This window comes from Paenibacillus sp. FSL H3-0302 (genome assembly GCF_037982245.1).
In the GTDB taxonomy this organism is placed as follows: Bacteria; Bacillota; Bacilli; order Paenibacillales; family Paenibacillaceae; genus Paenibacillus_AQ; species Paenibacillus_AQ odorifer.
On record NZ_CP150284.1, the window covers coordinates 5,049,701 to 5,075,611 of the forward strand.

Annotated in this window: 17 protein-coding genes; 1 reads left to right on the top strand and 16 read right to left on the bottom strand. The window is 47.9% G+C overall.

The features are described from left to right. Nucleotides 1-25: 25 nt before the first annotated feature. The 13 genes from MHH50_RS22520 to MHH50_RS22580 form a co-directional block, all read right to left on the bottom strand. A complete protein-coding gene (locus tag MHH50_RS22520; RefSeq protein WP_340033418.1) occupies nucleotides 26-1,390 on the bottom strand; it encodes an extracellular solute-binding protein in 1,365 nt (454 codons plus the stop codon). Nucleotides 1,391-1,530: 140 nt separating this feature from the next. Continuing rightward, nucleotides 1,531-2,313, bottom strand: coding sequence for a carbohydrate ABC transporter permease (locus MHH50_RS22525; RefSeq protein ID WP_052097522.1), 783 nt, complete (start codon nucleotides 2,311-2,313; stop codon nucleotides 1,531-1,533). Nucleotides 2,314-2,376: 63 nt separating this feature from the next. Then, nucleotides 2,377-3,282, bottom strand: a complete 906-nt coding sequence (locus tag MHH50_RS22530; RefSeq protein ID WP_076302668.1) for a sugar ABC transporter permease — start codon at nucleotides 3,280-3,282, stop codon at nucleotides 2,377-2,379. 191 nt (nucleotides 3,283-3,473) lie between these two features. Continuing rightward, nucleotides 3,474-4,856 (bottom strand): MATE family efflux transporter, encoded by a 1,383-nt coding sequence (locus MHH50_RS22535; RefSeq protein WP_076302667.1) that lies wholly within the window; start codon nucleotides 4,854-4,856, stop codon nucleotides 3,474-3,476. An 18-nt stretch (nucleotides 4,857-4,874) separates the two neighbouring features. After that, entirely contained in the window at nucleotides 4,875-5,306 is a 432-nt protein-coding gene (locus tag MHH50_RS22540; RefSeq protein WP_036683144.1) for a MarR family transcriptional regulator, read from the bottom strand. A 156-nt stretch (nucleotides 5,307-5,462) separates the two neighbouring features. Next, complete coding sequence (locus MHH50_RS22545) at nucleotides 5,463-8,393, bottom strand: insulinase family protein (RefSeq protein ID WP_340033419.1); 2,931 nt, start codon at nucleotides 8,391-8,393, stop codon at nucleotides 5,463-5,465. 71 nt (nucleotides 8,394-8,464) lie between these two features. Next, nucleotides 8,465-10,606 carry an S-layer homology domain-containing protein gene (locus tag MHH50_RS22550; RefSeq protein WP_076310139.1) on the bottom strand — a complete coding sequence of 714 codons (2,142 nt, stop codon included), beginning with the start codon at nucleotides 10,604-10,606 and terminating at the stop codon, nucleotides 8,465-8,467. Nucleotides 10,607-10,773: 167 nt separating this feature from the next. After that, nucleotides 10,774-12,579 carry a DUF4838 domain-containing protein gene (locus tag MHH50_RS22555; RefSeq protein WP_340033420.1) on the bottom strand — a complete coding sequence of 602 codons (1,806 nt, stop codon included), beginning with the start codon at nucleotides 12,577-12,579 and terminating at the stop codon, nucleotides 10,774-10,776. A 26-nt stretch (nucleotides 12,580-12,605) separates the two neighbouring features. Continuing rightward, nucleotides 12,606-13,766, bottom strand: coding sequence for an amidohydrolase family protein (locus tag MHH50_RS22560; RefSeq protein ID WP_340033421.1), 1,161 nt, complete (start codon nucleotides 13,764-13,766; stop codon nucleotides 12,606-12,608). Beyond that, nucleotides 13,763-14,542: a glucosamine-6-phosphate deaminase gene (locus MHH50_RS22565; RefSeq protein WP_340033422.1), complete on the bottom strand. Its 780-nt coding sequence runs from the start codon at nucleotides 14,540-14,542 to the stop codon at nucleotides 13,763-13,765. The genes MHH50_RS22560 and MHH50_RS22565 overlap by 4 nt, the downstream gene beginning before the upstream one ends. A gap of 46 nt (nucleotides 14,543-14,588) precedes the next feature. Next, a complete protein-coding gene (locus tag MHH50_RS22570) occupies nucleotides 14,589-16,151 on the bottom strand; it encodes an extracellular solute-binding protein (RefSeq protein ID WP_076279230.1) in 1,563 nt (520 codons plus the stop codon). Nucleotides 16,152-16,195: 44 nt separating this feature from the next. After that, nucleotides 16,196-17,065, bottom strand: a complete 870-nt coding sequence (locus MHH50_RS22575) for a carbohydrate ABC transporter permease (RefSeq protein ID WP_076147925.1) — start codon at nucleotides 17,063-17,065, stop codon at nucleotides 16,196-16,198. Between the two features lie 15 nt (nucleotides 17,066-17,080). Beyond that, nucleotides 17,081-18,031, bottom strand: coding sequence for an ABC transporter permease subunit (locus tag MHH50_RS22580; protein WP_051491278.1), 951 nt, complete (start codon nucleotides 18,029-18,031; stop codon nucleotides 17,081-17,083). A gap of 293 nt (nucleotides 18,032-18,324) precedes the next feature. Here MHH50_RS22580 and MHH50_RS22585 point away from each other — a divergent pair, with 293 nt between their 5' ends. After that, nucleotides 18,325-20,607 carry an AraC family transcriptional regulator gene (locus MHH50_RS22585; protein ID WP_076281328.1) on the top strand — a complete coding sequence of 761 codons (2,283 nt, stop codon included), beginning with the start codon at nucleotides 18,325-18,327 and terminating at the stop codon, nucleotides 20,605-20,607. Between the two features lie 77 nt (nucleotides 20,608-20,684). On the opposite strand, the gene MHH50_RS22590 is transcribed toward MHH50_RS22585, so the two are convergent. The 3 genes from MHH50_RS22590 to MHH50_RS22600 form a co-directional block, all read right to left on the bottom strand. Further along, entirely contained in the window at nucleotides 20,685-22,664 is a 1,980-nt protein-coding gene (locus MHH50_RS22590; RefSeq protein ID WP_340033423.1) for a beta-galactosidase, read from the bottom strand. Between the two features lie 50 nt (nucleotides 22,665-22,714). Beyond that, nucleotides 22,715-24,139, bottom strand: a complete 1,425-nt coding sequence (locus tag MHH50_RS22595; protein ID WP_340033424.1) for a family 43 glycosylhydrolase — start codon at nucleotides 24,137-24,139, stop codon at nucleotides 22,715-22,717. A gap of 86 nt (nucleotides 24,140-24,225) precedes the next feature. Then, nucleotides 24,226-25,899, bottom strand: coding sequence for a hypothetical protein (locus tag MHH50_RS22600; protein ID WP_340033425.1), 1,674 nt, complete (start codon nucleotides 25,897-25,899; stop codon nucleotides 24,226-24,228). Nucleotides 25,900-25,911 lie beyond the last annotated feature (12 nt).

Genomic DNA, 25,911 nt, shown 5'->3' on the forward strand with positions numbered 1-25,911 from the left:
TTAAAAGCGTACAATCAGCCTCCGCTTACTTTCCGCTATTGTTCTGAACAACTTCCGTTATTTTTTTATCGATATTGGCAATTGTGACATCCAGATCCTGTTGGCCAAGGAGATACATCTCCGCTTCTGGAATAACGTTGTTCTTAGCTTCATCCGCATATTTAGCCGGAACCTGCGTTGCACCAGGTGTCGAGTTCTCCATCGTATATTTCAGAGAATCTACATCAATCTTAGAGGAATCCTTAGAACCACTCACAATTGTATCCACTAATTTATTCGTATCCGATTTGGCCCAGCCAGAGAAAACGCGTCCACCGATTTCCAGTCCTTCTGAGGTATACCAGCGCACAAAGGTATAGGCAGCCTCCTTATGCTTGGATTTAGCGGCTATTCCCATGTAGGTCGGCTGTACGGGTGAGTAATGTTTGCTCTCACTGTCAAGACGGGGGATTGGCGCAAACGCGGTAACAAAGGTTGCCGGAATGGCATCCGTTCCACCCGATTCCGCAACCATCCAGTCGCCCATCGGAAGCATCGCTGCTAAACCGTTAAAATACTGATTCCGGTAGGCTAGTTTTTGCGAAATAATATCCTCATAAGGAGTGGCACTCTTATCTTCGTACATCATTTTCTTCATCATCTGCAGGTTAGCCTTAAATTGCGGGTCAAGTGCATTGGAGGTTCCATCAGCTTTTAGAAAAGTATTATCCGTAGACTTGCTCATCAGCTGGAGCTGGAAATAATCCGGCCAATTATGCAAATACGCACCAAAACGTTTCGTTGCGCCCTCACCCTTGGTCAATTTCTTGGCATACTCTTCGAAATCCGCCCATGTCCAGTCGGTCGGAACCGGAAGGCCCGCCTCATCTAACATTTCTTTGTTAAGGAGCACGAACCAGCGCTGCATGGAAGACGGTAATGCATAGATTTTGCCATTGACCGTAGTGTCCACCAGATATTCATCTGCGAGTTTATAACCTTCCTTCTGAATATAGTCATCCATCGGTTCCAACAAACCGATATCTGCACGCTGTGAATAGTTGGTATAAGGCAGTTCGACAATATCCAGCGGATCGCTCGCAGCCGCCATCAAATCCAGCTTCTGCATAGAGGCAACCGAATCACCTTTTTCGTTCAGCAAATCTACTTCCACATGAATACCGGGATGCGTCTTCTCAAACTCCGCGATAATCGTGCTCCATTTCGCTTTGGCTTCTGTCTGCCAGGTGCTCAGCTTCAGGGTAACCTTCTCTGCTGCAGGCTTTGAATTTCCACCAGCATCGGGTGCATTAGTCGCTCCTGCATTATTGGTTTTCGCATTTCCGCCGCAAGCGGCCAATGATAACGCCATCGATGTGATGATGAATGCAGATAATAATTTCTTTTTCATATAGACCCTCCTATAAATGTGTTGGGCATCACTTGCTTAACAACCAGTGACTATGTAACTGCTTACAAGAACATCCTAACATGCAGGATTGACGAGGAAAGTTCTCATATTCTACCGAAGAGAAACTATTTTGACTTTTATTATCCTTTCACACCTCCGAGGGCAATTCCCTCAATAACCTGCTTCTGTCCGAGTGCAAAAATGATCAGCAACGGCAGAATTGCAGATACCGCACCAGCCATCATGAGTGAATAGACATCACCGTATTGGTCCCCGAACAACCGGATCCCCAGCTGAATCGTAAACAGCTCCTTGGATTTCAAAAAAATGAGTGGATATTGATAGTCGTTCCAGGTCCAAATAAAGCGCAAAATAGCATAAGTAGCTACAGCGGGACGGATCAGCGGAAAGGCAATCTGTAGAAAAGAGCGAAAATGCCCTGCTCCATCCATCCGCGCCGATTCAAGATACTCGTTGTTTACCCCCATAAAAAATTGCTTGAGCATAAACGCTCCAATAATACTAAAGCTGTTAATCAGGATTAATCCCAAATGTGTGTCAATCAAATTCAGCCAGTTAAACAGTAGAAACTGTGGAACCAACGATGCCTGCGGAGGAACCATATAAAGTGCCAATACAACTATAAACATCGCATCCCTGCCCGGAAAACGTAGCTTGGAGAACCCATAAGCAGCAAGTGCGCATATCAGCACATTAATTATAGTCGTAGCCAGCGTAATATAAATGGAATTTCCATAATAGCGAGCAAAGTCACCCGACCACACCTGTTTATAATTTTCAATGAGGTTCCACTGCTGTGGCAACCATTGAATCGGAAAGTTAAACACATCTTTCTCCAGCTTAAAGGAAGTGGATAACATCCATAGGAACGGTAAAAGAAATGCGATACCTAGCAGTCCCATGGCAATGGTCCAGAAGGTTCTGGATAAAAGCTCTTTTTTCACTGTAATTTCTCCTTTCCGCCTTTAATAGTTGACCCATTTTTTTTGCGCCAACATCTGCAAGGCTGTAATGATCAGGCAAATAAGGAACAGAACGAGTGCCATGCTAGAGGCGTAACCCGTCTTCAGCTGATTGAAGGCTGTATCATATAACTCGTAGACGATAACGGTCGTGGAGTTAGCCGGTCCACCCTGGGTCAATACTTGTATCAGATCAAAGATTTTAAATGAGCCGATAACCCCTGTTACCAGCAGGAAAAAGGTAGTTGGCGAAATGCAGGGAACCGTGATGTTGCGGAATTTGCGCCAGACGTTGGCACCATCAATATCAGCCGCTTCATAAAGATCCTTAGGAATACTCTGTAAACCTGCAATAAAAATAATAATGTTGTAACCGAGCTGAATCCAGACTTGAATCAACATCAGCGACGGCAGAGCATAATGGATATCCGCTAACCATTTGGGTGGGTTGTTCCACCCCAGTGACATCAGGAATTGATTGACGGGTCCCAGTGAAGGGTGAAACATAACCTGCCAAACCATAGCGATGGCAACTACACTGGAAATGTACGGAAGGAAATAAATCACTTTAAACAAATCCTTCAGAAAAACCTGTTTATCAATCAGGATAGCCAGCAGCAGGGCAACGATGATCGTAACCGGTACTGTGATAATAAAGAGCAAATTGTTCAGCAAGCTTTTCATAAAAGCATCATCATGAAACAGTCTGATGAAATTATCTACGCCCGCGAACTTAATCCCCCCTAACCCAGCCACAAAGTTCCAGTCCGTGAAGCTTAACAGCAGTGAGCCCAGCACCGGGATCAACGTCAAGATGATCAGCCCAAGCATAAGCGGAGCAACGAATAAATATCCCGCCATCGCTTCGCGTGTGTCCATGTTAAGATGAAGCCTTTTTTTGCGTATCATAGTTCTCCTCCTTTACTTATCCATAATTGTAGAAAAAGTAAGCAGTCTTCATAAGAACTAGAATTGTTCATTTTGGAACGAATTTTACCGATCCAGCAGTTTTATATTCCTTTTGCACAACGCAAAAAAAGCGCGAGCCAAGCTCCCGCAGTAAACAAAATCCATATTGAGTTTTACATAAAGCAATCGCGTTATACCGGCGTAACCTCTACAGCACCTTTTCCATCAACGCCCGCACTATTCAGCTTTTTCCGAAAAATCATAAACAAAACCATACCCATCACACTCGTTATTACCTCAGTCACAGTCATCGACCAAATCACACCATGCAGGCCAAAAATAGAATGCAATACGATAATCATCGGTATAAATAATACACCTTGGCTTATCGCCATAATAGTAGTGGGTGTGCCTTGCCCTGTTGCTTGAAAAATGCTCATAAATAATCCGGTAAATCCATTAAATAAAGCGGAGATCAGCATCGCTGCCAAAATATAAGTTCCCATGCTTAACACAGAAGGATCGCCTGAGAACCAATGAAGAATCGTTCCTCTAAACACATATACTAGACTTACAAAAACAACTGCAATGCTGCCTATATATGCAAAAGCGTATTTGATGCTGGATTTAAGTCTCTCCGTATTTTTACTAGCAAAGTTAAAAGCAAATAGCGGAATCAATCCCAAAAATAAACCCATCGATAAAAATTCTGGAATCTGCACAATTCTTAAAGCCACACCAAATCCGGCGACCACACTCTCCCCATATTGAATGGAATAGTTATTTAACAAAAGCGTGCTGACAATTAAAAAACTGGCTTGCAATAGCTCGGCTGTACCTATTTTATAAACCTCAAGCTGATCTCGTACAGATATCTTGAAATGCTTCAAAAATCCTCTTAAATGCTCACTTTTCGTTTCCAAAAAGTAAATATAATAAATGGCAGAGCCCAAATTTGCTAAAACCATAGCCAAAGCAGCTCCGGCAACATGCCAATTCAGCACGAGAATAAATAAAGGATCAAAAATCAAACTTAAAGCCGTACTGATAAAAATACCATACATCGATTCCTTCGAGGCACCTTCCGAACGGACCAGTTGTTCCAAAGCAAAATTAAGCACAACAGCAAATCCGCCTGCAAAAAGAGTGAGCACATAAGACTTCGTAAAGTCTAAGGTAGCAGCATCTGCACCAAGCATTCGCGTGATCGGATTAATAGCTAACCAAGCGATGAGCGCGATAAGAAGCCCCACTACAATACTCCCGTAAAAAGTATATCCGGCAACCTTTTTCCCTTTTTCCGTCTCTTTTTGCCCCGCCAAGCGAGTTATAAATGTTCCTCCGCCTACCCCCAGCACATTTCCAAAAGCCATTAAAACGGTGAAAATAGGCAGGCCCAGCGTGATTGCGGTCAGCATACTGGTATTGTGTAATAAGCCGATGAAGTAAGCATTGATTACATTATAAATAGTACCCACAGACATCCCAATCATCATGGGAATCGATAAATGAGCGATCGCTTTTTTCATGGGCGCCGACTCTAAATAATATTGATTTGAGAACTCATTTGTCATAAGTGAACCTCCGAACGTTTATAAACTTGAACTAACTTTTTGAAGTAACGACTTTAGGGTTGCAGTTTCTTCCGGACTAAGCGCCTTAGTAATGCTTGCTTCTACCTCAGAGAAAATCTCATTGAACTCTTCCACTAAAAGAGCACCTTTTTCCAATACAAAAATACTCTTTTGACGTTCATCATTTTCAGGAGTGACACGCTGGATATACCCTTTCTTCTCCAACCCCTGAAGCATACTGGTAATGCTCGCCCCCTTCCTGTTAAAGACCTCCGCTAAATCCTTCTGAATAACCCCTTCTGCTTGATTCTCAAAAATATAGCCGATCATGCGGCCTTGTTGTGAGTTCAGACCTAACTCATTTAACCTGGTGTCAGCTGTACCTTTTATTTTTATCCCAATCTCTCGTATTAAATTAGAAAATGGTGTGTCTACCACGGGTTTGTTCATTGTTATTTCCTCCTCTTGCGGATTAGTTAGAACTCTAAGTAACATCATTATCATAATAGATAGAACTCTAACTGTCAAGATTCTAACTAAATACAAAAAACTCCTCTCCAGCACTTGTCGAGTAGACAGGTACAAAAGAGGAGTTTATAGAGAGAATTACATCACAAGTTCTTCTAGGTTTCCAAATAAGACTTTTGTTGATTTCAGCTTGGATTCATTGCCGACAACTGTGAAATAATTTTGTTCCGTCACAGCCTTAAGCAAATCGGCATACTGTCTGATGTCTTCCGGTGTGGTCGACAAGATTTCATCCCGTTCCTGCTGCAGCTCGGCACCGGTCACCTGTTCAAAATAATGCCGGTCCGCCCGCCGTCCCTGAGCGCTTGGGCTCAGCGGCTGGTCCAACATGGACAGGGTGCCGATAATTGCTTTGGTCATCTCGTCGGCATCCGCTTCATATCCTTCGGTGAATCGGTACGCCTGATCATAAACCTCCAGCGTCTCCTGCAAATTGGGATCACGGTAGGAAGTGAACATCAATATCCCATCTCTGCGCAGCATCAGGCTGCCGCCATAAGCTCCGCCCTTCACGCGCACGGCATTCCACAGATAGGTGAGGCTCATGATTTTTTTGAGCACCTGCATTTTGCCGGAATACGTAAATCCTAGCTTGTTGAAGTCGTAGCCTTTAACCACATATTGCACCTGGCTGGAAGACATAAAACCTTCATTATCCGCATGCCCCTGCGCCGTAATCTTAGGTTTATTCACCACTGGCCGATCCTGAATATCCAGCTTCGCTACATTAGCGGCGAATTCTTCATACAAATCAGGGGTACCCGTCACGCTGATGATTAAATTCTGTTTATTGAATAAAACCGTACAGATATCCTTCAGCGTGTCTGCCACCTCAGCTCCCTGCTGATCGATCTTCTCGGCAAGCTCACGGATAAAGCGGTAATAGGCCACGCCACCCTGTTGTTCCTGATACGCTCCCATGTCCGAAAAATAAGACATCAGGCGGCTGGCCGCGATTTCATTACCTTTTTGATTCAGGACGGATTCCATCTGTGAGGCTTCCCGCCGGACGATTTCCTGTAGCTTCGTCAAGCTATCGAGCGCGCTGGTATAGAGCATCTCACGCAGCAGATCCAGCGATTCGCCAATATGCCCCGCCATCACCTTAACCTGCGCAGTGAATTTAGGCTGATAACTGGCCCCAGTATCTTTTGCAGCGCCAAAGATCTCATTTTTGAAATGAATGCCTCCGGTTTTGATCCCAATTTCACTAGTGAGCTCTTCAATGCTGTAAGAAGCTGTCTCCATTTGGCCCAATACCTCTGCCAGCAGCACAAGATAAGGAATTTGCTCAGGAGCCACAACACTCGTATCCCAATAAAACTTGCAGTACGCAATCTTTTGAGTAGATACGTCATGGTGGATCAGCTTTAGACCCTCAAGGTTATATTCATGGGATGGCACCTGAGGTTCAGCACTGCGGTTAATGTCCTGTAGAGATAAACTTGGCAGCTTCTGCAAATCCTCGGCTGCATCTGCACGACCTTGCCGCGCCAGAAGATGCTGTGTACTCTGCACAAGCTGCTCCAGCTGGTCTGGTTGCTGTGATGATTTGTATTCACTTAATTGACGCTGGGTGCTCGCTTCCTTGTCGGCTGCAATCGTCTTGGACGGGTTCAGCACCACCAGACTGCAATGATCACTGTTCAGTAAGTAGACCTCAATCAGCTTCTCAAAATAACGATCCGTTATCTTTTCCCGAATGGTAGTGAATACCTCTTCATAAAGCATATGAGTAGACGGCTGACCGTCATAGAGCCAGGACTTCATCACTTCGATATTGTAAGTAAGTCCCTTTGGATATCGGCTAAAGTCCGCTTCCCGCAGCTCAAATTCTTTGCTGTTGACCGCCGCCAGCACCAGCTTCTCATCCAGCCCGTTCTTAACCAAACTGCTTAATGTGGTCTTCACCAGCTCCACGAAGGCATCTTTGGCGGAAGCGTTCGAATGTGTCAGAGTAATGCCAAGCAGCGGCTGAACCATACTGTCGGAATAAAAAGCAAAGGCATCTTTGCCCAGACCGCTTTCCAGCAGGGCTTGCTTAAGCGGAGCTGCATTGCTGTCCATCAGCATGCTTTTCAAAATATCAAAAGCCAGATTCAGTTCCCGATCCGTAGAGGTTCCAATTACATAGTTCAGACTCAAATAAGTTTTGTCGTCGGCCGTTTCTGCTTCCAGAATCGGATAATCCGCTACCAGCTCCGTCATTCCGGTAGGCTGTTGTAGGGGAATGGAGGTATCAAAGCTGTTTTTTTCATAACGGCTAAGGTATTCCTGGTCTATAAATTGCAGCTTCTCTTCAATAGAGACGTCTCCGTACAGATAAAAATAACTGTTGGACGGATGATAATAATTGCTGTGCGCCTCAAGGAATTGCTCATACGTAAGCGCAGGAATCTCCTGCGGATCTCCACCTGAAGAATGACGATAAATCGTGTCTGGATACAACGACTTTTTGATCCTGTCCATCAGTACCGTAAACGGCGAGGAATAGGAACCCTTCATCTCGTTGTAAACCACGCCTTTATAGATCAGCTCAGCTTCTGTTTGCTGAAGCTCGTAATGCCAGCCCTCTTGCTCAAAAATCTCCTTTTGCTTATAAATATTCGGCTGAAAAACACTATCCAGGTAGACCTCCATCAGATTGGAGAAATCCTGCTCATTCCGGCTTGCCACCGGATACATCGTCTTATCCCCAAACGTAAATGCATTCAGGAATGTCTGCATCGAACCCTTTAGCAATTCTACAAAAGGTTCCTTCACCGGATATTTCTCCGAACCACACAATACGGAATGCTCCAAAATATGAAAGACCCCTGTACTATCTTCAGGCGGGGTCCTGAAGCTCACACTGAATACCTTGTTGTCATCCTGATTCTGCACGAAAAGCAGCCTGGCGCCGCTCTTCAGATGTTCCATCGTGAATACGGCGGAATCGATCTCCCGGATAAATTCCTCATTAACGACCTGAAATCCATAATATATGTTGCCTGTGATCAAGCGGCTCATAGATTTGCCTCCTCTGCACTGGATGTGATAACTCTATCTGAAGCTTATCATATCCCTGGACGTTTATTCCATTAATAGAAGGCTTCCGGGATTAATTTCTGCAGTCTGACTAAAATTGCCGCTGCCTGCTCACGCACCAGAATCTGCTTAGGATCGAAACGGCCCCCGCTGCCGGTCATTACTTCATGTTCATTCACGGCCTGAATCGCCTGGCGGCTCGCCTCTGACAAACTGGAAGTATCGGCAAACTTCACACGATCCGGGCTGCCGTACGTAGACAACCGGGCAGCTTTGGTTACCATAACCGCCGCTTCTTCCCGCGTAATACCGCGGTCCGGCTCGAACTTACCGGTTGGAGAGCTGATAATGCCCAGCTCCTCAGCCTTGGCGATGGTACGGCTGTACCATTTGTCCGCCGGAACATCCTTAAAGCTAGAAGTGGCCTTGGCAGCGGGGAACTCATGCAATAGCCGCAGCAGCAGGGTCAGAAATTCAGCCCGGGTCAGCTTCTGCTTAGGAGCCAGCACATTTCCGCTGGCACTTACGCCCTGAATATATCCGCTGCTGAGCGCTGTTGCGATATCCAAACGTGCCCAAGCTGCGACTTTATTGGCATCCGTAAAGCTGGCCAATTCCGGGGAAGAGACATGCAGCGCAAACGTCCGTTTGGAAAGTGCTGGAGCGGCATCTTTACGGTATTTGGTGACTTGCACGGGATAGACACCGGGCTTCATGCCGGCAAATGACACCTTTCCCGTGCTGTCAGCCACTACGCTTTTTCCTTGAAGTGTCACAGTAGCGCCGAAAGCCGGAAGACCGCCCAGCTGACCGTTTGACTTGGTGATATGGAGGGAAAACGGCATATTGGCGCTTGCGTATCCACCCATTTCCTGGCCGTTTTTATCTTTCCATTTCACTTCCATCCGGTCAAGCAGTTCTGTATCGTCCGCGTAGTAAACAAGCAGCTGATCCCCATTGCCTATCGTCAGTCTGTACGGGCTATTCTCAGGATACATCCATGCACTGCCCCCGCTGAATACAGCAATCTTCCATTCTCCGCGTCCATTGTATCGCCCGTTCTGAATCCCCTCGATAGCTGTGAAGGCCGGTTTAGCTGCATCCGCATTCAGCTTATACGCCAGACCCTTCGCCTGTAAAAAAGCTGCCGCTGCCTTCACAGCATCTCCGCCAACAATATGCCCCCCGGCAACGGTGCCACCGGGTCCTTCGACCTGAATCGTTGCCCGGTCAAGTCCAGCATGATGCAGTCCGCTATACAGCATGCCAGCCTGCTTGGACAGCAGCTTATAGGAAGTCAGGGCAAGATAGGCTTGCACAGTTGCGGGACTATCGTTCCCTCCGCCTGCTGTCTGTGTAAAGCCGCCACCCGGAAGCTTCCGCGCCAGCAAATGGTCCAGCAGCGAGGCTCCGCCTTCCTTGGTGAAATCTGCTGCATCGACCCCCTGCGAGGATAAAGCAACAATCACCTGCGCTGTCGTCGCAGTTTTACCATCGAACCCTCCGTCTAGCTGCTGCTTGCTCTTAAGCCACTGCAAAGCCTTCTCGATCGGCTGCGCTGTTTGTTCTGAACTCACTTCCGAAGCAAGTGCGGTTAGTACCCAGGCAGTAGCTACCAGATCTCCTTGCTTCTGCCCGGCCAGCGGCCAACTACCATCCGCTAGCTGCATATCAAGCAACTGATAAAACAGCAAATCGGGGTAACGGTTTGTCCGCTCCAATGAATTTGAAATGGAATTCTTCGAGGTAATATAGGCGGCTGCTACCGCTGCTGCCCCTTCCGAATCAATTCCGGCATGATTCATCAGGAATGGATAAAGATCAATACCAGCGATGTTGTTGATGTTGCCCCCCGCAGCACTGTAAGCCAGCGCCGTTCGAGTTAGCTCTGCCACCTTGGTGAACTTGCCCCGCTGTTCCAGAATCTTATCGGCAGTCTGTTCCAGATATCCCTTGGGCAGATTGCGCCCATTCTTGAAGAAACCTACGGCTGCTTCGTCCGGGAATGGCTGTATCGTCAGCAGCACATTCTGTGCCCCTTCCAAGGCACTCTGCATCTCCGCTGTGAATACCGCGGTTGTCTTTTGTGCCGGAGACGGCTCCGCCATTACCCTGCCACTCAGCAATACAAGCAAAATACATAATGCGGTAAGTGTAACCTTCCTTATAGTCCGGTTTATGGGTGTAGCTCTCATATTCATTCTCCTCCAATGTAGTTTGCTAGAACTATATAAGTTAGACGCAGCAAACTGGGATTTAGTTCCTGAATATGTTGTAATATGTAGCTTCATCCAGCTATGAATTAAAAAAAGACCGCACTGCTACCCGCTTACACGATAGCCCTACGATCTTTTCAAAACTCTTATTCTACCTGAGCAAACCCCAGCTCACGGTATAATGTCCGCTCCAGATAATCGTGAAGATAGAAGCGGGATTTCACAAAATGCTCCGCCATATCGGATGGCTGGTAACGCTCCAAAGCCGCTTTCATGCGAGGCAAAACGTTCTCACGTCCGCGGCGATTTCGCATGTAATTGTTCAGCAGCGAGTGCCTTTCCGCTTCGTCTCCCGGATAGAGCTCCCAGCGGTAGACATATTTGTGGATCGCCCGCGAACGGTCCGTCGCCGCTTCAAAATCATGCATAATGGCAATCAGCTCTGCTTCATCCTTATGATCCTTCACCTTGTCCAACAGCTTCCAGATAACATCATAATAATCTTCCAGCTGATAATCCCCGAGCTGAGCGTGACCTGTTCTAGGACCGATGCCATGAAACTGCTCCATGAATCGATCGATAAATGTTGCTGAGTCCGCTTTACGGTTCCAGGCCAAATCGGCGTGCAGCAGCATCGGATACCAGGTCGTCTCAAAGATCCCATAAGGAACACCAAGGCTGAACGGCCCTGTCCAGTTCGTGGCGACGATGCAACCGAGGTCCAGCTTATCCGCTGTCTCCGCCCATTGGAGCAGATTATCCGTCCGGTTCAATAGTACCGGATAATTCTGATGTTCAGCCCAGTCAAAGCTGCGAACCGCCGGTGCTCCCATAACCTCGATGCCTAGTGACCTGAATTTATCCGTAAGAGAAGAAACCTCAGCTTCAATATTACGTCCGTTGTATATCCAGATCATCGCCGCACTCCGCTTATCCAGCTTTGCCAGTTCCTCCGGCGGGCATTTGTCCAGCATGTCATGCCAGAAAATCGCTTTTTTACCACGGCTGGCTGTATATTCAATCAAAGTGTTCAAAAAAGCGATAAACGCCCGCTCCCGTACCCCTCCGAACAACGTTTTACAGCGTTCGCATTCACATAAGCTGTATACCTCGTCACAGCCGAGGTGGATGTAGCGGGAATCCGGATGGGCATCCATCATCTCCTGTAACAGATCGGTAATCAGCTCGAAGGATTCCGGATGCGACGGGCAGATCTCCCCGAGGGATAACTCCGTTTCGCGCAAGTGCCGCCAAGCGTCGTGGCGGAGTACATACTCCAGATGCCCGAAACTCTGCTGCAGCGGAATGATCTCAATAAAATATTCTTGGGCTGTGCGTTTCAGTTCCTCTAGCTGTGTGAGGCTTAACGAATGCTGAGGATGCACGAATTCCGGGTACTTCTGGAACGGGAATTTATCTTCGTATTCAATCAGAACCGCATTCGTTTTATACCGGGCAAAATCCGCCAAATACGATAGCAGCAGCTCTGGCTTGGAAAATGTCTGGCGAAGATCAAAGTTCATCGCCCGCAAGGTAGTGTCAGGCCAGTCCGTGATAGACACAGCAGGAACTTCCCCTACTGACTTACGCAGTTGTAGTAACGTTTGTAGCCCGTAAAACAGACCCGGCGCATCCAGTGCACGGATTACCACCCGCCGCTCCGACACCTCCAGCCTGTACCCTTCCGCCCGGCCGTTAAGCAATTTCAGATCCACTTCATCTGGCTGTGCTCCTTTCGTTTCTGGCTGCGAGAGACTCTGAAGAATAAGTGAATATCCTTTTCCCGAGATAACATGTGTACATTCCAGCTCCGGAAACGAGCGGCGGCAATGAACCACCAGTCTCGGATCATGCTGCTCCATGTAGAGGCTCAGGCTTACATCCTCGCTGAACTGAAAAGCTTCGCCCTCTTTCACTTGGATCTGCTTCGGTTGCGGTATCAAGCTCTGCATCGTTCTCCTCCTAATCTTTGCTGTAATTAATTACTGCAAGCCCTGCTATGACCCTTTTTCCAGCATTCCAGCACGGTAAGTGTCTTGTCTTCATAGCAGAAGCTCACGAGATCGGCAGGTGCTCCAGCCCTAAGCCCTGCCGCCTGCTCCAGCCCCAGCAAAGTAGCCGGATGAGCAGAAGCACAATCCCAGGCTTCATCCAGCCGGGCTAATCCAGCCTCCGCAAGATAGGCCACCTGATCTGGAAGCATCATGGCGGAACCTGCAAGCAGCTGCTGATTGCCAGCCAGATGCAGCCGCCCTTCTGCTGTTAATACAACCTCTCCACCAATGTGCAGGTGATAAGTTCCCGGCGGCATTCCGCTCAGTGATACAGCATCGCTGACCAAGATGGTGCGGCTGCGCTTCATCCGTAGGATTACTTTCAACAGAGCGGGTGGTAAATGTTGGCCATCTGCAATCATACAGCCGTATAGTTCATCCGCCGCCAGCTGCTCCCACAAATAGTTGGGATGACGGGGCAGCGTCAGATGTGTGCCATTGCCGAGATGCGTAGACATCACCGCTCCTGCGGCAACCGCCTCCCTAATCTGCTCGGGGGAAGCTGCTGTATGCCCTATGGAAACAAGGATGCCTGATTCACTGCACCGGTCGATAAATGCAGCGGCGTTTGGCCATTCCGGGGAGACGGTGAGGATACGGATAAGCCCTTCAGCCGCTTCTTGCCAGCGGCATAACCTATCCCAATCCGGCGGGCCAATATGTTCCCTTGGATGGGCGCCGCGTGGACCCTCTTCTGGTGACAGAAAGGGACCTTCCAAATGAATTCCTACAATCCCCCCAGCATCTTCCGGATACAGCGAAGCGGCTTCCGCAATGGCGGAGACCGCTTGAGCCAGTGCTTCTTTGCCATTAGTAATCAGAGTTGGACAATAGCTGGTTACCCCGTTTCCTAGCAAAAGTCCGGATAGTTCCAATACCGTGGCAGGCTGTAAAGGCAGCGTGTTGAGATCCAGCCCCCAGCCCCCGTTCACTTGCAGATCCACCAACCCGGGTGCCAGCCAGGGCCAATCGGCCCTGGCTGGACTCTCCGCAAGTTCGGTGACCGAAGTGATTCGCCCCTGCTCGACACTAACCTCAACCGGCCGCCCAGTTTTATAGTGCTTTCCCTTAATTGGCGCGTTCATAGGCCGAAGGCAGCCCGATCCGTGAACATCGTGATCTCCGGATGGGTGCGCAGAATAGTAGCTGGACATGCCGTGCTGATCGAATCATGAAGTGCCGCGTGTAAAGCCTTGCGTTTGGACACTCCCGGTACAATTCCGTACAGGTGACGGCCAGCCAGCAAGGCTGGTACCGTAAGCGTCAGCGCATGGGTTGGCACCTCGTCCAGCGAGGTAAAACAACCGTCATTCACCTGCTGGCGGCGGCAGGCTTCCTCCAGTTCGACCGCTTTGACCAGCTGCGGGTCGGTAAAATTAGCGACTGGCGGATCATTAAACGCGATATGCCCGTTTTCCCCGATCCCGAGGCAAACGATATCAATAGGCGCCTCGCTCAACAAAGCCGAATATCTCTGGCATTCCTGCACCACATCAGCGGCGAGACCATCCAGCAGTTCTACCCGGCCAGGGTTAACCCGACTGTATAGCCGATCTGTCAAAAAACGGCCGAAACGCTGGGGATCCGAAGCCGCAAGGCCAATGTATTCATCCATATGAAAAGCATTGACCCGGGACCAATCCATCCCCTGCTCCCGCACCAGCCCCTCGTACAGTTCATTTTGCGAAGGTGCGGCAGCAAACACAATTCGGACCTGACGCGCAGAATCTTGAAGCAAAGCTCTAATTTTCTGCGCAACCTGCGATGCCGCCGCAGCGCCCATCAGGTTACGATCTTCATAAACCTGAACGGAAATCTGCTCCACTCTGTGTGTCTCTAAAGGCTTAATGATGTCATTCATCCCGCTCATCCTTTCCGGGCACCTATTGTCCTTGGCACCAGACAGATTAATTCCCGTTTAACTGAATGTTCTGAACACGGTCGTAAGCTTCCCTATAAGTAGCCAGCAGCTTATCCACGCCGAGATTGTTCATCTCCTCCACATATTTGTCCCAGTCGGCCAGCTTTCGGGAGCCGGTAACAAACTTGGCAAAGCTTTCATCGCGGTGTTTTTGGATCGCCTGGCCGGTAATCGCAATAATTTCATTCTCTTTCTCCGTAAATGCAGGCCGTGGCTGCATCATGGACGGATCATATTTCGTCGCTTCTTCAAAGGCGTACTTCAAATTGTCTGAGAACAACGACAGATGTGCACCAAAGTCGATCCAGGTGTACGTTCCGCTAGTCTGAAGTCCTGTCTGTTTCCGCATTTCGATCACATCGTTGTACTCTGGTTTGAACTTGATCGTGTCGCCTTCCTTCACATATGTCTCACCCTCCACGCCCCAGCTGCTGAGCGTACGTCCCTCTTCGGAATAGAAAAAGTCCATATAACTCATCACATCATCGATGTTCTTCGAGGTTGAAGCCACGGTTAGGCCACCTTCCATATAATGAAAATACGGGTTCAGTTGCTTGCCGCCGGCAATGCCCGCTGGAGGAGCCATGAACTGCATGTTGAACTCCGGATTTTCCTGCTGCATCGCATTGTTAAAAAAATCGATCCGGCTGATGTAATCAATGGTCACAAACGATTTGCCCGTGGACACCATGTCCTGCCATTGCTTAGTTTGCAGAGATAGAAAGTCGGGCGGAATCAGCCCTTCGTCATAAAATATTTTCCACATACCAACCATTTCCTTGTAACTATCTTCCGTGGGTCCAAAAAGCCACTCTTTTTTATCAAAATCATAATAAGCCCCTTCACCCGTCCCGTAATTCACTGTCATATTGGCATTCATTTCATCGGGAATTTGTCCGTAGCGGATCGAAAGCGGATAGCTGTCCGGATATTTCGCCTTCAAGGTTTTTAGAGCTGTATGCAGCTCCTCATATGTGGCTGGTGCCTGGATTCCTTCTTTGTCAAAAATGTCTTTACGGTATAACCAGATCATGCGGTTCGTCTCGCCAAAGCCCTGATTCGGGAACATATACATTTTGCCATCAGCAGACAGTGCAGCCTTCGCTTCCTGTGGATACTGCTTTACCCAGGCGGTCAGATTCGGCATTTTGTCCATATACTCCATCAAATCCACCAACGCACCCTGTTGCCCGAATTTATTCGATTCTTTGCGGTTAGGCATATACATCAGATCCGGCATTGCCTTCGAGGCAATCGCCAGGTTCAAGCTCTCTTCAAGCTTTCCGGAAGGGGTCTGTACCTCGAGTGTGACACCGGTTTTCTCCTTCAGCCAGCTCCAAATAGGCCAGCTTTTCGAATAAGGGAACGTAGCATTGTTGTCTAAGAGCGCAGTGAAGGTTTTTTCCGTTTTGGACGAATCAGCAGGTGAAGCGGTACTGCTGCCCTGAGTATTACTCTGCGGCGAGGTGTCATTGCCCCCTCCGCTGCAGCCAGTTACTACGGTTGCTGCAATCATCAGTGGCAGCAGTACAGATTTCCATTTATTCATTACGATCTCTCCCTTATTCTGAATTTGTGACGGTTCCACCCGCCTCAGCCTTTAACCGCGCCAATCATGGCCCCCTTAACGAAGTACTTCTGCACAAATGGATACACAATTAGAATCGGAAGCGTCGAGACCATAATCGTCGCGTACTTCAGCGATTCTTCTATCACCATGTTGTCACCTCCAATGCTAGTAACATCCCCTGAGCTAGCACTGCCAGCCAGCACCAGATTGCGCAGCAGTACTTGCAGCGGGAACAAATCCGGTGAGCGCAGGTAGAGCAGCGGGTAAATAAAGTTATTCCACATGCCAACCGCGTAAAAGAGCGCTATGGTGGCGAAGGAAGCTTTGGAAAGCGGAACAATAATACGAATAAATATGCCGATATCATTCAGTCCGTCGATGCGGCCTGACTCCTCCAGCTCTTTAGGAATGCCGGAGAAAAAGGTCCGCATCAGAATCAGATTCCAAGTGCTAACCGCACCCGGCAGCACCATGCCCCATACGGTATCGACCATATCCAGGGAGCGAACCACGAGGAACGTGGGAATCATTCCTCCGCTGAAAAACATCGTCACCACAATCAACAGGGTGAAGCTCTTGCGCAGCGCCATATCACTGCGTGAGAGTGCATAGGCACCCGTGGAGGTGACTACCAGCGAGATAAGGGTGCCAAGCACGGTGTAAATGAGTGTATTTTTGTAAGCCACCCAGATTTGCGAATCTCCGAGTACAAGCTTATACATATTCAGGTTAAATCCCTTAGGCCAAAAAGAAACGGTATTCTTCATGACATGCACATCACTACTGAGAGAGACAGCGAGCATATGCAGGAACGGATAAAGCGTGACCACCACAACCACGAGAAGGATAAAAGTGCTCACGACATTAAACCAGGATAAACGGGGTGATCTCATCACCACACCTCTTTTCTACCATAAACTTGTCTCGCTTACACGACGGCTGATGTAATTTGCTGTATAGATGAAGATCAAGCTAATCACGCCCATAAAAAGATCAATAGAAGCGCCATAGCTGAAGTTCCCCTGCACCATACCCACCCTATAGACATAAGTACTGATAATATCCGCTGTGTCGTAGATCGCCGGGTTCTGCATCAGGAACACCTTCTCGAAGCCAATCTCGAGCACTTTACCGATATTAAGAATCAAGGTGATCACGATGGCGGGTGAAATGCCGGGCAAGGTGACATGCCATATTTTACGCATGCGGCTGGCTCCGTCCATATCAGCAGCTTCATACAGCTGCGGGTCGATAGCGGTCAACGCGGCCAAGTAGATAATAGTCTCCCAGCCGATATGCTGCCAGATCTCCGACAGGACATAAATACCGCGGAACAATCCAGGTTCATTCATGAAATTGATCGGTCCAATCCCTATGGCACCAAGCAGATTATTAATCAGCCCTCCGGTTGGGGATAAAAACATGATCACCATACTGGCTACAATGACATTTGAGATAAAATGTGGAAGATAGCTGACGGTCTGCACAACTCGTTTGAAAGCAGCCTTGCGCACCTCATTAAGCAGAATCGCCAGTAGAATGGGTGCCGGGAAGCCAAAAAACAGCTTATATAAACCAAGCAGAAAAGTGTTTTTCATCAGCGGCCAAAAATCGGGATTCTCTATAAACATCCTGTAATATTTGAGTCCCACCCAATCACTGGCCCAAATCCCTTTAAAAAGATTGTAATCCTTGAAAGTGATAACTAATCCAAACATCGGTGCATAGCGGAAGATCAAATAATACAACAGGCACGGCAGGAACAGCAGCCAGAGCGCCTTGTTTTTATTCCAAGTTCGAAGGATTCCCGCTTTGTGGCGTTGAGGTCGTTGGGGTCGCCGGTGCACTTTCTTTCGCATTTTGTCCTGCACTACGCTAGCTTGAGCCATATGCATGTCTCCTCTTGTTAAAATGATCATAAATCATATAGATGTCAGATTACTTCCCCCTTTTTCCTGGGATTTGTCTCCGAATTATAGCTGCATTTCTTTGGAAAGCGCTATCTACATGTTATATAACATTTCGCCTTAACTGCGGATTTCCATAGAATAGCGTACAAATCAGCAAAATTGCATATTGTTGGTGTTAGCTTTTTGCCGCTATGATAGAATTAATCCAATTCATTTACGGGTGCATCCAAAGGGGGATACATATGAAGGGATCCGTTACAGGCAAATTTGCGCTGAATGCCCTGTTCGTTAAGCTGATGCTAAGCTTCCTCAGTGTCATCTTGATTTTGGCATCATTTAATCTGTTCTCCCATCTGTATTTAAGCGGCAAAATCTATAAGGAGATGATCCGGCAAAATGAGCTAGGCCTCGCACAAACGGTCGAAGGCTACGAAAATCATTTCCGGTTGACTCAGAACATGATTCTTGCCCTCACCCAATCCGATTCATGGACTGCCAATCTGGGCATTCTAAGCCACCTCAAAGAGAACCGACGATATGATATCCCGGCAGAAGTGATATCGGATCTCTCAACGCTGTATGCTAATCCTTTTCTGCATATCGAAAATTTCATTCTTTATTTTAAAAAGGAAAATTATGTACTGGAGAGGGAGGGCCTAAGCAGCGCCGCAGATATGTTCGGTAAATACTACTTCAGTGCAGAATACCCTCCGGAGTACTGGAGCCGGCAAACGATGGACAATCAATTTTTAAAAGTCATGCCCGCCGTAACCTTTACCGAGAAAACCATACATTCCACCCGTACGCTCGGAAGGTTAATGCCAGTGCTGGTCAAAGCGATTCCTTATGAGGAAGTGTACGGCATTGTCATGCTGAATCCGCAGCTGATGCAGGCCGCCTACGGAGATGCCGGCAATACCCCGTTCTATATCCTGGATGCGCAGAAGAATCTATTGTTCTCTACATCAGAGGGTAAACTGCAAACAAGCCAGCTTCCGGAAAGTGGCAATGCCCATGAGCGGGTCGGAGACCAATATTACTTCTATGAAAAAGGTAAACAGACTGGATTCACCTATATCCGAGTGACCCAGGTGGCGGCTATTGCTGCGGAAATGCGGGGGATGCAGCTATTGCTGGCTGTATTGCTCTCTGCCGCAGTACTGATCAGTGTTCTCTCATCCCTAATCTTCAGCCACCGGCTTAACCAACCGCTCCAGCGCCTGATTGCCGCCTTGGACCGTAAGGCAGGCAGCCGGCCTGAAAAATTGAGCAGTGTGAAGGAATTCGCCATTATCGGCGACCGCCTGAGCTCCATTTTGGAGAGTAACCGCTTCATCCAGACCGATCTTGATCATAAGAACTCACTGGTGCGCCAATATGCCTATACTCATAAAGTGAAAAATATCCCGCTGAGTAAAAGCCTCGCGGAGCTTGAAGATGTAAGGCAATCCGAACAGCCCTATGCCTCCATTCTGTTCAAGGTCAGCTTCAAAACCTTACCGGACGAATTGGAGAAACACACACTGATGTTATGGAAGCTGGTTCAAAACTTGATCACTGGTGGTGAAAGCGAAAGCGTCGCACTCCAGCCGGAACATGATCAGCTCATGCTGCTCCTGTTCAATCCCGGACCGCAGAGCAGTTTTCTGCAGGCTCTTGATACCCTTAAGGAGCTGCTGGATTCGGAGACATCCTTATATCTGACTATTGCTGTAAGTCCGGTATATTCAGGCGAAACCTCATTTACCGATGCCTACAATAATCTATCAATGTTGTTAAATGAGCGTAGATTGAACGGGGAAACACAAATTATCGTAGAACCTAGAGCCTCATCCGCCAAATCCTTTCATTTAAAGGTGACACACGGAGAGGAGCTGCACAATCTGCTGCAGTCTGCCAATGAGGAGGCTGTATTCGCTTGGTTGGATCGTCAGCTGGAGCAGCTGCAGCACAAGGACGCAGCGGCGGCGGATTTTCGGGCATTTGCCTTGGGAGCAGCGGAACAGACGAGCAAAACGGTGACGAGGCTGAATCTGCCCCAAGCGGAGCGTCTCTTACCACCCCCACTAGAGCCATTTAACGCTTTCCACTCAATGGATCAATACAAGGAATGGCTGCGTGATCTGGTTCGTCCTGTGCTCGTGGTCATCAGTAGCCGCTCGGAGTCGCGCGACCCCATTATCAGCTTTGTGCTGGATTACTTAGACAAACATTACGGCGAGGACATCAACCTCAACCTAGTAGCAGACAAGTTAAATTTAACTCCAGGTTACCTGTCCAGCATTTTTAAAGAGAAAACAAACATCAACTTCAGTGAATATCTGAACAATCTGCGGATTGAGCAGGCCAAAGAGCTGCTAATGAATCTGGAACTGCGGATTCAGGATATCGCGCTTCAGGTCGGTTATCAGAACGTAAATTCCTTCATCCGTATGTTCAAACGTTGTGCCGGAATAACTCCGGGCGAATACCGCAAGCGCTATTCCCGTGATGATTCACTCCCCTCCTCCGGCCTTGGCTTGTAAAGAGGCTACATTGCAGAGGAGAGGACAAAAAAGGCCCCCCCATTGGCTGGGGGCCTTTTTGTTGTAAAGATTTGCAATCAGAATCCCGTTTTCGGAATCTCCATTGGCACAATATTATAGGGCGCTGTCATACCCGTCCGCACCTGATACATCTGGTCATGGGCCTTTCTCGCTGCTTGCACGAAAGGTTCATATGGACGGTTGCAGACATCCACTACACCGATTTGATAGTTTTCTCCGTCATAACGTCCGAGCACAGGCTGATCATTCCATTGAAAATAATGAACTCCGATGAGCTGCGGGATGGCTGCCCCCTGCTCCACATAATAACGGTAAGCCTCACCGCGCTCCTTCTGGGTTGCCACCGCACGGATCCCATAAGCCAACATGCCGCCTTCAGCCGCACCAAAATGATATTCCCCAATCATGACTGGTTTGTTCAGTCGTCCGCTGATCTGGGCGATCTGTTCCTTGTCAGGACTGAACTGATAGCAGTTCATAGAGAATACATCAAACCATTCGCAGCCCTCCAGCACCTCATCACTGCCAACCCAGGCATAACGCATTCCCAAATTCAGATGATTCGGATCCGTCTGCTTGCAAAGACGGGCTGGCACTTCTACATACCGCCGGATCATGATCCGGTTGAACAGGTTATAATCTACTTCTCGGGCAGAAGTGAGATTATCCCCGGTTACATTCACATTCGATACATCGTATAAATCCTCGAATTCTTCAAAAACGCTATCCCACGCCATGTTTAATCGTTCCACTGTTTTGTACTTTTCTGCAAGCCAGCGAATGAATTCCTTCTTACTGGCATAACGGACCGGAGATTTCAGCATCTGCCCGGTCAAATTCAACCCATCCACGAATGCCCAATGCGGCTCATTACGCATGAAATAACCGACCATTCTCTGGTCTTCCCTTAATGGAAGAAGCTGCTCCGCAAAGCTCCCGGCATTCCGCTCATACTCCGGGCTAAACACATCGGGGAAATCCCGGAAAATAGTCTGCTCCGTCATAGGAAAGTCCACTAGAGGATAAACATACGGAAGCTGGGATTCGTTGATAAATCTATCATTAGACCAGTTACCGATGGTGTTGAATCCCCATTGTTGTAAGCGAAAATCCGTCATAGCCACCCAGTTAGAGCGCCACTCCGCCCCAAAAGCAGTGATCAGATTAGCAATCTCGAAGCTGAATTCCTCGCCATCCTGTGACCAAGCTTCTTGATAGATTCCTTCCCGCTCCGGCAATGAGGGTATCAAGTGTTCCATGCCAGTTACATGCATAGAACAAGCTGGACCCACACAGTCCATCCCCGTACTGAACAGGGCATAACCCTCTGGATCAACGAACCACCAGCGGCTGCCGTCAAACTCCGTGCGGAAATATCCAGTTGCCGCGAATCTCAGCGCCTTCCAACCTCCGTACCTGCTGAGGTCACCTCCATTGTGATCAGCTTGTGCCGCAAGTTGCTGCTCTGTGCGCAGCCGATCCGTCAACGCTTCTGCATCAACCGTTTTCCCTGGCCAACCCCTTCCCTTTAATTGGCCCAGATCATCTATATATGGTTGCTGTTCATACTCAAAGACGGGCTCAGTTAGACTTAGAGCCAAGTCACTAATTTGCACAGCTCTACTTGTTGTTGAAGGGAGAGTAGCGATAGAGAATCGGGTGATATGCTTGCGATCGATGCCTGCATCTCCCCTCAGTACTGTCTGCATCACACCCGGATAACGGGGAAGGAACAGCTTCTCACCATTTAAATGAATCAAGGGTAAACAAATTTCCGTGCGCACACCGGGTAAAATTCCTACATGATAAGTAATGACGCGATGATCCCGATCATAAAAACTGAATAACAGCACCAGAACGTCATGGCTTTCATGGTAAACCTTTGCATTAACGAAACCATAATCGCACCAAGCGGCGGATTCCAGCTGCCCTGGCTGAAGCTCAAATCCACCACCTTCTGGTGTAGTAATGAACTGAAACGTCTCAGAGGAAGTCGCAGTAAGTTGTGTATGGGGGTCACTTTTAAACCATTCCATAGGGAAGGAGACAGATAAACTCATCGGTATACCTCTTTTCTCTAAACTGTTTACCTTACTGAAATCAGTTGAAAAAGCTGCGGGTCTGCACCTAGACGGGGATCATGGCAGCGTGTGGATTCAAGAAACACACAACCCCAGCCCCCACGCTGTTCTCCTGCTACGGTAAGAACTCTTCCGTCATTGCTCCCAATAGTCAGTGAACCTGCTTCTGTCTCTGTAAGCAACCATATAAACTGATCTTCGTTGTCACGAATAGGCTCCAGCAGCAAGGAATTCAACGGGCCAATAGATAAGGCCTTTTCACTGTTTCGAATTCTCGCCCTACCCTTCTCCCCGTATTCAACCGTCCATCTCTGCTGCTGATCTTCATACGAAAGCGTCCGGACTTCGACGTTCAGGGTCTCCTCATGTTCAATGGATTGATTTCCCGCCGCCAGATAAAGCCCCATTCCTAAGCTTTTCAATCTGAACAGACCACTACCAGAGCCGCATTCCACAGCTACGATTCCCTTCCTAAGGTCAATCACCGTTCGCTCTGCCCAGTCAAGCTTCATTTCCCGGTCAGAAGGAAAGCTGAGCGGCAGAAATACATAGGAAGAGGCATAATAATCCGCAGGGTCCCAGCGATCCCCAACATACAGGTAAGAGCACTGGTCATTGTCTGTTCCTACAATAGGAACTATAAAAGCAGGCTGGCTGTCGTATGTAGTGATGTCGCCCAAAGGCAGCAAGGGTGACCAACGATCAAATAATTCCTCAGACCAGGCATAGGTTCCTTGGTTAGGCAACCAGCCCGTACAGGCGGACGAGATGAGGAAGTATACACCCTGACGTTTCATTAATGCAGGTGCTTCACGCGCTTGTCCGGGCCACAAGGTCTTGACCTGTTCTTCTATGCTGAGGTAATCAGGTGACAGACGATACATAATAAGATCAGCATTTTCCCTTGCCGCGGAGATAAAATATGCCGTCCCATCGTCATCCTGGAACAAGGTGCAGTCCCGAGACATGTTACCTATCGGATTAAAGCTGCCCCGGTAAACATAATCCCCATCTACCGTCCCGCAATCAGCGATCGCGCAGCGCGCATCAGAGTAGTCGCGTCCATTTTCCCAATGCATCCACATAACAAATCTCCCTGTAAGTTTGTTGTAGAGTACTTTTGGGCGCTCAATTACCGCACCCGTTGGGCGCCCCTCCCTGTCCAAGGGTTCAAGCTCTAATGTGGTGCGATGATAAATCGGCTGTACCGGTGAATCGAGTGTGAGCACATCATTGCGCCATTCCCAATTCACTAGATCCACAGATCGGTAGCAGCTCACTCTCCGCCGATCCATCCGGTTCTCACCAAACCAGTAATAATATCCATCCGTATAGAGCATATGTCCACCATGTGCATGTACAGGATTTCCGCTCATATCCAGAAGTGGAGCGCTATTTAGTAGGGTGACTGTACTCGCATTTTCGTCCATGATTAACCTCCAGAGGATCAGATTTTTAGACAAAAAAGCAGGTCCGGCCAAGGATGACCTTAACTGAACCTGCTGTTCTTGCGAACTTATTTCAATCCCATCTGAGACATCACATCCACCTTGCTAGCATTGTTATACCATTCGTTGATTTCTTCGGAAATTTTCGTACCGCCTTTGTCATGCCATTGCTTCACGAAGTCATCGTACGCAGTTAGCGGCTCTTTGCTGTAAATAATTTTGGTGAAGGTTTCCTTTTCCATCGTATTCAGTTGCTCCCAAGTTGTCTGCATGGTCTTGGTAGGTGGACCGTTAAATGCATTTGGAAGCAGTGACTCTCTATTCTCATAAGAAATCACATATCCCTCTTTGGCTGTTTCATCATTTGATGCCGATCTGATCAAGACCCCATTCTCTGCTTTTGCACCTTTGGAAAGATCATAAAAAGATTTACCTGGACCATCAACACTAGGTGTATTTTTGGTAAAAGCCATTTTACCTACACCTTGAGCGGCATCCAAAGGCGTATTGAATTTTTTGGAATCGAATACCACTTCATCGCCTACGATGTCATAATCATATCCCTGAGCATAACCATATTTGAAATCTCCGGTACCAAATGCTGCATCGTAAAGCTTGTCATAATACAAGAAGAAAGCTTCCATATTGTTAAAGTCTTTATTAAACATAAAGACACCATCGTTCTGTTGACCGGATTGGTAGGTTCGATCCCCACTTACACCATTAATTGTTGGGTAAGCTTTGATTTTAGCCCCTTTTACGTTAGTTTCCACATCTTTAACACTGCCGTACAGCCAAGGACGGCCAATAATAATCCCTGCTTTACCTTCAGTGAAATCCGCCAGTGCATCCCATGCACCCTGTGTAGCCAGCTCCTTATTTAAATACCCTTTGGAGTACCAATCGCGAAGTTTAGCTAACGCATCCTTTGTCCCATCAGCGACGGAACCGTAAGTGAGTTTACCATTGTCGTTATACCATTGGCCGGGGAGACTCTTCCCTGTATAAGCACTAAAAATCATTACAGAGTCGCTTACCCAGCCCGTGTTGTAAGAATCTTTTCCCGAGAAATCAAATCCATAAGTATCATTTTTTCCGTTACCGTCCGGGTCATCATTCGTAAAAGCAGCGATTACCTGTTCAAATTCATCTATATTTGTTGGCGCTTTTAAATTTAATGTATCTAACCAATCTTGACGGATAAGCATGACCTCACCTTCAGTGAGATTGGGCGAGATCGCCATCCCATAAACCTTGCCGTCCTGGATAACCGGGTTGAACGTTGTTGGATATTGTTTATATATTTCTTTCAGACGCTCAGGCATATATTTGTTAATGTCCTCCGCAATATCTTTTACAAGTCCAGATTGAATCAGATCATTTTCTAATGAGGTATCATACACTGGCAAAACATCCGGAAGCTTCTCGGAACCAGTGAGCGCTAAACGAAGTTTCGTATTATATTGGGAGGCATCACCGCCCAAAAGAGTAGTTTGGATGTTAATCCCTAGATTCTCGACACCCCAGCGGGTCAACACATTATCATTTAAGCTCTCCCCGTTGATATATTTACCGGCATTCTCATCTTGTTGCTTGGCGATGTTGATAGTAATAGGAGGATCGTATTTGCCGTCTTTGAGAACCGCTTCTGCCGCAGTAGATTCTTTACCGTTTGAGCCGCAGCCCGCTAGCAATCCTGCCATCAATACAGTAGTCGTTAGTAAGGCCCCTGTTTTTTTCATCAATAAGCTCCT